We start from the raw sequence: 11,004 nt of genomic DNA on the forward strand, positions 1-11,004 counted from the left end.
ACCCCCCCCCCCTCCACCCCCCCCCCCCACCACCCCCCCCTCCCCCCCCCCCCCCCCCCCCCCCCCCCCCCCCGCCCCCCCCCCCCGCGCCGTTCGCGTACGCCGTCGGCCGCCGTCGCTCAGCGGAGCTCCGGCACCAGCCGTTCCGGGCCGTGTGCCAACTGCTCGTTCAGCGACTTCCGGAGCTTCAGGTCCTGCGCGGTCAGCTTCTGCGGACCACCGCGCGGCGGTACGCCCCCGACCCGTTCGGGGGGTGCGATCGGCGGCTCGTAGTGCGTGGGCGCCGTGTGCAGGGTGAGCGCGGTCGCGCCGACGAGCAGCGCGGCGAAGGCGATGGCGGCCCGGGTCCACAGCCGCGCCTTGTCCTCGCTGCCGGTGCGGACGGTCCGGGCGGGCGACGGGGTCGGGACGTGTTCGGCGCGGGCGAGTCCGCCGAGCCGGTCGTGGAGCAGCTCGGACTGTTCGGCGGGCGAGCCGGCGGCGGCCAGCTCGGGCAGCCGTTCGGCGAGGGCGGCCCGCGCCACCTCCAGCCGGCCCGCCGCCGCCGGGGTGGACGCCTCCGTCTCGGCCGCGGTCTCCGGCAGGTCCAGGCCGACCCCGTCGTAGAGGAGCAGGGTGCGCCGGTAGGCCGGAGGCAGTGCGAGAAGCGCCTCGAAGAGGGCCCGTGCGGCCGGTTCGGTGGGCGGGGCGTCGGGGCTCCGGTGGGTGCGGCGCAGCCGGTGCCAGGGGGACAGCGCGTACTCGTACGCCGCCGCACGCACCCACCCGGCCGGGTCCCGGTCCACGGCCACCTCGGGCCAGCGGTGCCAGGCCAGTTGGAAGGCCCGCTCGACGGACTCCCGGGCCAGTCGGCGGCGGCCGGTGAGGAGATAGGTCTGCCGTACGAGACCGGGGGCGGCGTGGGCGTACAGCGCGTCGAACGCCTCTTCGGGGGAGAGCCGGGGGACGTCGGGCGTGGTCCCGGCGCCACACCCGGCCCCTGCCCCGGACCGGGGCTCGCACGCGGGCGCGGACTGGGGCTCGGGCGCAGCTTCGGGGGGCGGGGGAGGGGCCGCCGGGACGGACGACGCGGGCGGTGCGGGTGGGGTCACCGGGGCCACCGGGGTGGTCGGGGCGGCCGAGGTCGAGGCGGACTCCGGTGGGGGCGCTGTCGACGCGGGGGCCGGTGCGGGTAGGGGTCCTGCCGGGGCGGTGGCCGGGTCCGGCGCCGGGGTCGGTTGTGGTTTCGCTCCCGGTGCCGGGCGCCGGTCGGGTGCGAGGAGTTTGACGTACAGTGCGCGCTTGCGGCCGCGCGGGCTCGTGTGCCCCGTCTCCCAGGAGCGCACGGTGGCGCGCGTGACGCCCACGGCCTCCGCCACCTGCTCCTCGCTCAGGGCCTTCGCCTCGCGCAGTCTGCGGCGCTCCTTGGGGGAGGGCAGAGGCGGTGCGGCGGCCTCGTCGGTGGTGCGCCGGGTCATGGACGACCCCCGGCAGCGCTGCACTGGGAGAAAAAGTACATAAACGTATATTGAGCGACACGGTGGCTGTTCGCGCGTTACGCGACATAAGCGCGTGTCGTTGGGAGCATGGGCGCCGTGACCCAAATGACCGAACGCAGCCCGATGTTGCCGCCCGCACGGACCCGGACCCTCATCCTGGCCTCCGCCCTGCTGCGGGGTGCCATCGCCGCCGGGCTGGGGCTCGGTGCGCTGGCCGTGCTGGTGACGGTCCTCTGGATCAGCTCCCCGTACCCGGACGACGGACCCGGGGGCGCGCTGCGGGCGACGGCCGGGATCTGGCTGCTCGCGCACGGCGCCGAACTCGTCAGACCCGACACCCTCAGCGGCGTACCGGCCCCGGTCGGCGTGATCCCGCTGCTCCTGGTGGCAGGCCCCGTCTGGCTGGCGCACCGGGCGGCGCGCGATGCCGCGGAGCCGGACGAGGGCGGGCACAGGCCCCCGCGGGCCGGGGTGCTCTGCGCCGTGACCGCCGGATATCTGCTGGTCGTGGCCGGGGCCGCGGTCTACGCACAGGGCGGGTCGCTGCGGGTGGTGCCTCACACGCTGGCGTTCCCGGTGGCGCTGGTCGTGGCCGGTGCGGCGGCGGCCGGGGTGTGGACGGCGGCGGGACGCCCGTTCGGACCGCTGCCGTCCTGGGCGCCCCTGGTGCTCCACGAGGCCATGGCGCGGACCCTCTTCCGCGACCGGGCCGAGGCCGCGTGCCGGGCGGCGGCGACGGGTGCGGCGGTGCTGCTCGGCGGCGGCGCGCTCGTGGTGGCGGTGGCCCTGGGGCGGAACGCGGCGGCGGCGCAGGAGTCCTTCCTGGTGCTCTCCGGCGACTGGTCGGGGCGGTCGGCGGTGCTGCTGCTCGCCGTGGCGCTGGTACCGAACGCCGCGCTGTGGGGCGCCGCGTACGGGCTCGGCCCCGGTTTCGCCCTCGGTACGGGGGGCACGGCCACCCCGCTCGGCCTGTCCGGGACCCCGGCCGTGCCCGACTTCCCGCTGCTGGCGGCGGTCCCGGACCCGGGCCCGGCCACGCCGCTGAACTGGGCGGCCTGCGCGGTGCCGTTCGCGGCCGCGCTTGCGGCAGCCTGGTGCGTCCTGCGCCGGGCGGCCCCCGCCGGTGGTCCGCGCGCCCAGGCTTGGAGCCGGCGCGAGACGGCGCTGGTCACCGGTCTCGCCGCGCTGGGGTGCGGAGCCGTCATGGCGCTGCTCACGGCGGCGGCGGGCGGCCCGCTGGGGACACGGGCGCTCGGCGCGTTCGGGCCCGTGTGGTGGCTGGCGGGACCGGCGGCACTGGCGTGGACGGCGGCCGTCGGCGTACCGGCGGCGCTGCTCGTACGCGCGTGGCGGCTGCGCGAACAGGGGTGGACCTGGCGCAGGGACGCACCGGAAGAGACCGGGAAGAAGAAGAAGGAGGACGGACAGGGGAGGGAGGCGGCTCCCGTCGAGCCGAAGCGTGCGGCCAGCGGGGACACCCGGGCTTCCGCCCCGTCCGCCCCGGCCGCGCCCGAGCCTGCCGCCGCGTCGGAGGGAGGCGCCGTGGAGGACGCCATGGACCGCGACGACGCGGGTCTCGGACCGTACGACTTCCTGCCGACCGACCCCTGGCACGAGAAGGACCGGCAGGGGAAGGGCCGGCAGGGGGAAGAAGGGAGGGAGGCCCGGTGGGCCTCCCTCAAGCAGGGCTCCGGCGGCCTGATGGCCGACTTCCCCGCGCGCATCCCGGCCGCCCTGCGCACCGACGACCCGTCAGCACCCCCCGCCGACAACGACGGCCAGGGCGCCCGGGGCACTACTCCTTGACGCCGAAGAGCGGTTCCAGCGGCTTCGGCAGATGCTCGTTGCAGGAGAGCGCGCCGGTCTTGGTCAGGGCGTCGTTCACGCAGGTGTAGTAGTCGCGGTAGACGAGTTGCACGGTGAACGTCGTGATCACGATGATCAGGGCCAGCGACGCGGTCACCAGACCACTGATCGCCGCCGTGGTCTGCGGGCGGCGGTCGCCGGTGCGGTCCGGGGCGGCCGTCGCCGGGGCGCCCCCTTCGCCCGCGGGCGGGGCCGCGGCGCCGCCGACCACCGTACGGTCCGTCGCGGACGGCTTCCCGGGCGCGGCCCGCAGCGAGCTGACGGACCAGTACACGGAGAGCGCGCCCAGCAGCAGCGCGATCTCGGGGAAGTCGAAGAGGGCGAAGAAGACGGCCCAGATGCCGCCGAGCAGTGCGTAGCGGGCGCGCCGCTGCACGGGGTCGGTGGGGTCCCAGCGCATGCCGCCGGGGGAGCCGTCGGGGCCGCCCTTGCCGCCCGGACTGTTGGCACCGGAGCGGCCGCCGAAGCCGCCGCCGCCCCGGCCGGGCTGCCTGCTGCTCCACTGGCTGCCCCAGGACGGCCGGCCGTTGCCGGAGCCCTCGTCCTCGCCGTCGCCCTTGCCGTTCCCGTCCGACCCGGAGGGGTGGCGCGGCTGCCACGGCTGGTCCGGTCGACCGGGCGGCGGCGGGGCGAACGGATTGTCCTCGGCCGGCGTGGGCGGGGTCTCCGGCGACGAGGAGCCGGAGGAGCCGGACGAACCGGAGGCGCCGGGGGAGTCCGGCGAGGAGGACTGGCGCTCCCGCGTCAGCAGAGCGGCCCGCGCGGGCAACGGAAGGCGGAAGGCGGTGCGACGGCGTCGGTCCGGCATGTGGTGAACGTCTTCCCCATCTCGTCATGTCCGCCCCGGGGGGCGGTCGTCCGCCCGGCGGACGGCTCGCTGTCCCCAGACGCTACCCTCCGGCCCGGCCCCCGTCCCGTGGGGGCCGTCGGGTGTGCCGGTATCGTTGCTGACGGTCGGCCCGTTCGTAGGGTTCCCCGTATCGGGCGAAGCGATTCTTTCGTACGACCCTACAAAGAGCATCCCGCACCTGCGTCACCGCGCTCCACCACGCGAGAAAGGGCCCCGACGTGGCCTCCCCGCCCCCCTCCGCCGGCCCCGCCCGGCTGGTCGTGCTGGTCTCCGGATCCGGTACGAACCTTCAGGCCCTGCTCGACGCCATCGGCGACGACCCGGCGGCGTACGGGGCGCGGATCGTCGCCGTCGGCGCCGACCGGGACGGTACCGGCGGGGTGGAGCGGGCCGAGCGGGCCGGAATCCCCACCTTCGTGTGCAAGCTCAAGGACCACGCCACGCGGGCCGAGTGGGACGCGGCGCTCACCGCGGCCGTGGCCGAGCACCGCCCCGACCTCGTCGTCTCCGCGGGTTTCATGAAGATCGTGGGCCCGGCGTTCCTCGCCGCCTTCGGCGGCCGGACCGTCAACACCCACCCCGCCCTGCTGCCCAGCTTCCCCGGTGCCCACGGCGTGCGCGACGCGCTCGCGTACGGCGTCAAGGTCACGGGCTGCACCGTCCACTTCGTCGACGACGGTGTCGACACCGGTCCGATCATCGCGCAGGGCGTGGTCGAGGTGACCGAGGAGGACACCCCGGAGGGCGAAGCCGCCCTCCACGAACGCATCAAGGAAGTCGAGCGCTCGCTGCTCGTCGAGGCCGTGGGGCGGATCGCCCGTGACGGCCATCGCATTGAGGGACGAAAGGTTCATCTCGGTCATGTCGGTGAATAAGCCCATCCGCCGCGCCCTGGTCAGTGTCTACGACAAGACGGGGCTCGAAGACCTCGCCCGCGGTCTGCACGGAGCGGGCGTTGAACTCGTCTCCACCGGCTCCACCGCCGGGAGGATCGCCGCCGCCGGGGTCCCCGTCACCAAGGTCGAGGAGCTGACCGGCTTCCCCGAGTGCCTGGACGGCCGGGTCAAGACCCTGCACCCCCGCGTCCACGCCGGCATCCTCGCCGACCTGCGCCTGGACGCCCACCGCGAGCAGCTGTCCGAGCTGGGCGTCGAGCCCTTCGACCTGGTGGTGGTGAACCTCTACCCGTTCAAGGAGACCGTCGCCTCGGGCGCCTCCGACGACGAGTGCGTCGAGCAGATCGACATCGGCGGCCCCTCCATGGTCCGCGCCGCCGCCAAGAACCACCCCTCCGTGGCCGTCGTGACCAGCCCCGAGCGGTACGCGGACGTCCTCGCGGCCGTGACGGCCGGCGGCTTCGACCTCACCGCCCGCAAGCGGCTGGCCGCCGAGGCGTTCCAGCACACCGCCGCGTACGACGTGGCCGTCGCCTCCTGGTTCGTGGACGGCTACGCGCCCGCCGACGACTCGGGCCTGCCGGAGTTCCTGGGCGACGCCCTCACCCGTAAGGACGTCCTGCGCTACGGCGAGAACCCGCACCAGCCCGCCGCCCTCTACACCTCCGGCTCCGGCGGCCTGGCCGAGGCCGAGCAGCTGCACGGCAAGGAGATGTCGTACAACAACTACACGGACACCGACGCCGCTCGCCGGGCCGCGTACGACCACGACGAGCCGTGCGTCGCGATCATCAAGCACGCCAACCCGTGCGGCATCGCGATCGGTGCCGATGTCGCGGAGGCGCACCGCAAGGCCCACGCCTGCGACCCGCTCTCGGCGTTCGGCGGGGTCATCGCCGTCAACCGCCCGGTGACGGTCGAGATGGCCGAACAGGTGGCGGAGATCTTCACCGAGGTCATCGTCGCCCCCGCCTACGAGGACGGCGCCGTCGAGGTGCTGGCCCGCAAGAAGAACATCCGCGTCCTGCGCGCCCCCGAGGCCCCGGCCGCCACCACCGAGGTCAAGCCCATCGACGGCGGTGCCCTCCTCCAGGTCACCGACCGCCTCCAGGCCGAGGGCGACGACCCGGCCAACTGGACGCTCGCCACCGGCGAGGCGCTCTCGGAGGCGGAGCTGAAGGAGCTGGCCTTCGCCTGGAAGGCGTGCCGCGCGGTCAAGTCCAACGCGATCCTGCTCGCCAAGGACGGCGCCTCGGTCGGCGTCGGCATGGGCCAGGTCAACCGGGTCGACTCCGCGAAGCTCGCCGTCGAGCGGGCGGGCGAGGAGCGGGCGACCGGCGCGTACGCCGCGTCCGACGCCTTCTTCCCGTTCCCCGACGGCCTGGAGATCCTCACCGCCGCCGGTATCAAGGCGGTCGCCCAGCCCGGCGGCTCGGTCCGCGACGAGCAGGTGATCGAGGCCGCGAAGAAGGCGGGCGTCACGATGTACCTCACGGGGACGCGCCACTTCTTCCACTGATCCTGATCAGGACCCGAGGCCGCACCCCGTCGCACCGGGGTGCGGTCTTCGCCGTGTCCGTCGTACGGAACCGCCTCGCCGCTCTGTTCTAATGAACGGCCGTGTCCGGTCGAGCGGCCGTGGCCGAAGAAGAGCAGGAATCCCCAGCGGGAGCAGTCACCGTGCTTGAGCTGAACAAGAGTGGAACGGACCGGTCGGAGCCCGGGCGGCTGCCCGTCCAGGGGACCGGGCCGGACGCCCGCCCCGCGGACGGCTCTGCGGACCGGGCGGCGGCCCCCGCCGCCGACCCCGTACCCCTGTGGCCGTATCTGATCGCGGGCGCGGTCCTGTGCGGGCTCTACTTCCTCTACTCCTACCTCCAGTACGCCCGCTTCGGCTCGCCCTCCTGGGACCTCGGGATCTTCGAGCAGGAGGTCCGGGCGTACGCGAACCTCCAGGCGCCCATCGTCGACATCAAGGGTCCCGGCTATCTGATCCTGGGCGACCACTTCTCGCCGATCGTCGCGCTGCTGGCCCCGCTCTACTGGCTCTGGCCCTCGGCCGAGTCCCTGCTCTTCGCCCAGGCCGCGCTCTTCGCGCTGGGCGCGGTCATCGTCGGCCGCACCACGCAGCAACTGCTCGGCGGCCGTTCCGGGCTCTGCGCCACGGTCGCGTACGGACTCTCCTGGGGCATCCAGGAGGCGGTGAAGTCCGACTTCCACGAGATCGCCTTCGCCGTCCCGCTCCTCGCCCTCGTCTGCCGCGCCCTGCTCCTGAAGCGGTACACGGCCGCCCTGCTCTGGTCGCTGCCGCTGGTCCTGGTCAAGGAGGACCTGGGCGCGACCGTCGCCGTCGTCGGCTTCCTGCTCTTCGTGTACGGGCGCCGCCTCCAGGGCGCGCTGCTCGCCGCGTTCGGGGTGGCCGCCTTCGTGGTCACCCTCGTCGTCCTCATCCCGGCGGCCAGCAGCGCGGGGACGTACGACTACTGGCAGAAGATCGACAAGAACGGCGACCAGGACGTCTCGATGCTGGACTCGGTCCTCGGCGTCCTAAACTCCGCCGTCAAGATCGAGATGCTGGTCTTCCTCATCGGCATCACCGCGTTCATGGCGCTGCGCTCGCCCCTGACGCTGCTCATCATCCCCACGCTCGGCTGGCGGCTGCTCTCCCAGGACAGCAACCACTGGGGCATGGTCTGGCACTACAGCGCGATCCTGATGCCGGTCCTCTTCCTGGCGATGGCCGACGGCGTCCGCCGCAGCCGCGCCTCGAACCGCCCCTGGCTCTCCTCGTACGCGAAGGCCGCCCTCCCCGTGGCCGCCGCGATCGCCGTGGCGATGACCCAGCACCTGCCGCTGCGCGACCTGCTGCGCCCGGACACCTACAGCGCGGTCGGCGACGCCCGCAGCGAGGCGGCGCGGGCGGCGCTGAAGGCCATTCCGGTCGGGGCGCGGGTCGAGACGGACATCACGCTCATGGCCCACCTCACCTCGGACCGGACCGTCTACTGGATCGGCGGTGCCCCGGGCACCGCGCCCGACATCGTCGCCATCAACCTGGACTTCGGCTGGTCCCGCCCGATCCAGGACCCGGTGGCCTACGCCCAGCAGCTCCACCCCGAGGCGCGCTACCGGCTCAAGCACCGGGGCGGCAGCTTCGTGGTGATGGAGCGCACGACGCCGGAGCCGGCGGAGATCCCGGGCGTGCGCAAGGACTGAGCGGGCGTGCGGAGCCGGTCCCGCTTCGGCACACGTGAAGGCCGCACCCGTTCCGTACGGGTGCGGCCTTCACGTCGGTTCCTGTCGGGTGCGGGGCGCCTCAGCCGGTCTTGACGACCACCGAGGAGCAGACCTTGTCCGCGAACGTCTGCTTCTTCTCGTCCCACAGCGGCCAGAGCCAGCCGATGTAGCAGGCGATGCTGTCGAGGAAGTGGGCCAGACGGCGCACGAAGGCCATGCCGAAGCCCAGCGGGCGGCCGTCGGCCTCACGCAGCACGCGGATGCCCACGGCCTTCTTGCCGATCGTCTGGCCGGTGGTGCCCTCCTGGTACAGCTGCCAGATGACGAGACCGAACATCAGCAGGACGCCGAGCAGGATGATGATGCCGCCCGCCGCGTCACCGATGGCGCCGCCGATGCCGACGAGGATGCCGTACGGGACGCCGATCACGAGCGCGTCGATGATCAGGCCTCCCGCCCGCAGACCCCAGTGCGCCAGCTGCGGCATACCGCTGCCGTACCCGGGCTGCTGGGAGTAGCCCCCGCCGTAGGGCTGGCCGGGCTGCTGCGGGTACCCCGCCTGGGGGTAACCCGGCTGGCCCTGCGGGTAGCCGTAACCCTGCTGGGGAACGCCCTGGGGAGCCTGCTGGGGGTAGCCGTAGCCCGGCTGTCCCTGCGGCGGGCCCTGGGGAGGCTGGCCGGGCTGCTGCCCGTACGGGTTGTTCGGGTCGCCGAAGCTCATATGGGGTGTTCCTTCAACAGACGTGTGGGGACGGGGGCCACACGGAGGAAGGACGACGTTCAGCGGCCCGCCCCCCGTACAACCGCGGGCTTCATCGTTGTAAGCGCGACCCGTGTTTGTCCAGTCCGGGGCGCCGGACGTTGTGCAAGTGCAATCTCGGCCACACCGGGGACACGTCTGGCACACCGGTGCGGCACAGGTGGGGCACAGGCAATTGGTATGCGGGCGGGGTCATCCGCGAGGATGGGGCCATGACTGCCCAGATTCTCGATGGCAAGGCCACCGCTGCCGCGATCAAATCCGATCTGACCGTCCGTGTGGCGGCCCTCAAGGCCCAGGGGATCACTCCCGGCCTCGGCACCCTGCTCGTGGGGGACGACCCGGGCAGCCGCTGGTACGTGAACGGCAAGCACCGCGACTGCGCCGAGGTCGGCATCGGCTCCATCCAGCGCGAACTCCCCGACACCGCCACCCAGGAGGAGATCGAGGACGTCGTACGGGAGCTGAACGCCGACCCGGCGTGCACGGGGTACATCGTCCAGCTGCCGCTGCCCAAGGGCATCGACACCAACCGCGTCCTGGAGCTGATGGACCCGGCCAAGGACGCCGACGGGCTGCACCCGATGAGCCTCGGCCGCCTCGTCCTGAACGAGACCGGCCCGCTGCCCTGCACCCCGCAGGGCGTCGTCCAGCTGCTGCGCGCGCACGGTGTGGAGATCGACGGGGCGCATGTGGTGGTCGTCGGACGCGGTGTCACCATCGGCCGGTCGATCCCGCTGCTGCTGACCCGCAAGTCGGAGAACGCCACGGTGACCCAGTGCCACACCGGCACCCGGGACCTCTCCGCGCACCTGCGCCAGGCCGACATCATCGTCGCCGCCGCGGGCGTCCAGCACCTGATCAAGCCCGAGGACGTCAAGCCGGGCGCGGCCGTGCTCGACGTCGGCGTCAGCCGGGACGAGAACGGCAAGATCGTCGGCGATGTGCACCCGGGCGTGCGCGAGGTGGCGGCCTGGGTCGCCCCGAACCCCGGCGGGGTCGGCCCGATGACCCGCGCACAGCTCCTGGTCAACGTGGTCGAGGCGGCCGAGCGGACCGCGGCCGAGGCCGCCGACGCGGCCGCCGCGGGCTGACGGCCGGATCCGGAGGGAACCCATGGGTGCTGGTACGAGCCCGGCCGACCCCGCGCGGGCGGGCGACCGGCCGGGGGGCGGCGACGCGGAGGGCGCTTCCCGGGAGGGCGGCTCTCCCCAGGCAGGTTCTCCGGGGGCCGACCCGGGTGCGGGTAGCGCGGACGCGGACAGCGGGAACCCGGCGGCGCGGAACGGGACACCCGGAAGCGGGGCGCTCGGGGGTGCCGAGCCCGCGAGCGCGGAGCCCTCGGACGCCGGTCCCGGCGGGTCGGCGCCCCCGCCCCGTAAGTCCCGGCGGTTCCCGCTCTTCACGCGGGACACCGCGCGTCCCGAGGGCGGTGGCCGGGCCGCACCGGGCGACGCGCCCGCCCCGGCCCGGCAGTGGCCGCTGCTCTCCGTGATCTCCGCGGCGGGCGTCGGCCTGCTGATCGTGGCGCTGGACCCGTTCGCCGAGGCGTTCCGTATCGGCATCATCCTGATCGGCGCGGCCCTGATCGCCGGGGCGGTGCTGCGCTGGCTGGTCCCGTCGGTCGGCATGCTCGCGGTGCGGTCCCGCTTCACCGACCTGGTGACGTACGGGCTGATGGGTACCTTGATCGTGCTGCTCGCACTGGTCGCGCAGCCGAGACCGTGGCTGGACGTGCCGATCCTGGAGGACGCGGTCCGCTTCACGATCCGCTGACGCGGCACGGCCGCCGACGGCGGTGGGACCGGGGGGGGGGGGGGGGGGGGGGGGGTGGCGGGGGAGCCCCCCCCCCCCCCCCCAAAGAAACGGGGAAAACAAGACAGGGGGCGGGGGGGAGAAAACAAAACCCCCAGAGAA

At 74.0% G+C, this 11,004-nt stretch carries 9 protein-coding genes; 6 read left to right on the top strand and 3 right to left on the bottom strand.

Going from position 1 to position 11,004, the window contains the following annotated elements:
• Positions 1-119 precede the first annotated feature (119 nt).
• Positions 120-1,457: a helix-turn-helix domain-containing protein gene (locus tag AC0682_RS13405; RefSeq protein WP_254811875.1), complete on the bottom strand. Its 1,338-nt coding sequence runs from the start codon at positions 1,455-1,457 to the stop codon at positions 120-122.
• Positions 1,458-1,583: 126 nt separating this feature from the next.
• On the opposite strand from AC0682_RS13405, the gene AC0682_RS13410 reads away from it, so the two are divergent.
• Positions 1,584-3,284 (top strand): cell division protein PerM, encoded by a 1,701-nt coding sequence (locus AC0682_RS13410; protein ID WP_478533030.1) that lies wholly within the window; start codon positions 1,584-1,586, stop codon positions 3,282-3,284.
• Here AC0682_RS13410 and AC0682_RS13415 read toward each other — a convergent pair.
• Positions 3,274-4,152 (bottom strand): hypothetical protein, encoded by an 879-nt coding sequence (locus tag AC0682_RS13415; protein ID WP_478532855.1) that lies wholly within the window; start codon positions 4,150-4,152, stop codon positions 3,274-3,276. The genes AC0682_RS13410 and AC0682_RS13415 overlap by 11 nt on opposite strands.
• Positions 4,153-4,412: 260 nt before the next feature.
• Between AC0682_RS13415 and purN the strand changes: the two genes are divergently transcribed.
• The 3 genes from purN (at position 4,413) to AC0682_RS13430 (ending at position 8,306) form a co-directional block, all read left to right on the top strand.
• Positions 4,413-5,069: a phosphoribosylglycinamide formyltransferase gene (gene purN, locus AC0682_RS13420; protein WP_254811874.1), complete on the top strand. Its 657-nt coding sequence runs from the start codon at positions 4,413-4,415 to the stop codon at positions 5,067-5,069.
• On the top strand, positions 5,056-6,609 hold the full coding sequence (gene purH, locus AC0682_RS13425) for a bifunctional phosphoribosylaminoimidazolecarboxamide formyltransferase/IMP cyclohydrolase (RefSeq protein WP_254811873.1): 1,554 nt from the start codon (positions 5,056-5,058) through the stop codon (positions 6,607-6,609). The genes purN and purH overlap by 14 nt, the downstream gene beginning before the upstream one ends.
• 161 nt (positions 6,610-6,770) lie before the next feature.
• Positions 6,771-8,306, top strand: a complete 1,536-nt coding sequence (locus tag AC0682_RS13430) for a DUF2079 domain-containing protein (RefSeq protein WP_478532858.1) — start codon at positions 6,771-6,773, stop codon at positions 8,304-8,306.
• Between the two features lie 100 nt (positions 8,307-8,406).
• Here the strand turns inward: AC0682_RS13430 and AC0682_RS13435 are convergent, their stop codons facing one another.
• A complete protein-coding gene (locus AC0682_RS13435; RefSeq protein ID WP_478532860.1) occupies positions 8,407-9,048 on the bottom strand; it encodes an RDD family protein in 642 nt (213 codons plus the stop codon).
• 251 nt (positions 9,049-9,299) lie between these two features.
• Here AC0682_RS13435 and AC0682_RS13440 point away from each other — a divergent pair, with 251 nt between their 5' ends.
• Both AC0682_RS13440 and AC0682_RS13445 read left to right on the top strand, forming a co-directional pair.
• On the top strand, positions 9,300-10,181 hold the full coding sequence (locus AC0682_RS13440) for a bifunctional methylenetetrahydrofolate dehydrogenase/methenyltetrahydrofolate cyclohydrolase (protein ID WP_478532861.1): 882 nt from the start codon (positions 9,300-9,302) through the stop codon (positions 10,179-10,181).
• A gap of 22 nt (positions 10,182-10,203) precedes the next feature.
• Positions 10,204-10,863 carry a DUF3017 domain-containing protein gene (locus AC0682_RS13445; protein WP_478532862.1) on the top strand — a complete coding sequence of 220 codons (660 nt, stop codon included), beginning with the start codon at positions 10,204-10,206 and terminating at the stop codon, positions 10,861-10,863.
• Positions 10,864-11,004: the final 141 nt, after the last annotated feature.

This window comes from Streptomyces sp. NPDC043746 (assembly GCF_056436485.1).

Excerpts from the sequence above, each read along its gene's own strand:
- AC0682_RS13415 (WP_478532855.1), bottom strand. The coding sequence starts at position 4,152 with ATGCCGGACCGACGCCGTCGCACCGCCTTCCGCCTTCCGTTGCCCGCG.
- AC0682_RS13435 (WP_478532860.1), bottom strand. The coding sequence starts at position 9,048 with ATGAGCTTCGGCGACCCGAACAACCCGTACGGGCAGCAGCCCGGCCAG.
- purH (WP_254811873.1), top strand. The coding sequence starts at position 5,056 with ATGTCGGTGAATAAGCCCATCCGCCGCGCCCTGGTCAGTGTCTACGAC.
- AC0682_RS13405 (WP_254811875.1), bottom strand. The coding sequence starts at position 1,457 with ATGACCCGGCGCACCACCGACGAGGCCGCCGCACCGCCTCTGCCCTCC.
- AC0682_RS13410 (WP_478533030.1), top strand. The coding sequence starts at position 1,584 with ATGACCGAACGCAGCCCGATGTTGCCGCCCGCACGGACCCGGACCCTC.
- AC0682_RS13440 (WP_478532861.1), top strand. The coding sequence starts at position 9,300 with ATGACTGCCCAGATTCTCGATGGCAAGGCCACCGCTGCCGCGATCAAA.
- AC0682_RS13445 (WP_478532862.1), top strand. The coding sequence starts at position 10,204 with ATGGGTGCTGGTACGAGCCCGGCCGACCCCGCGCGGGCGGGCGACCGG.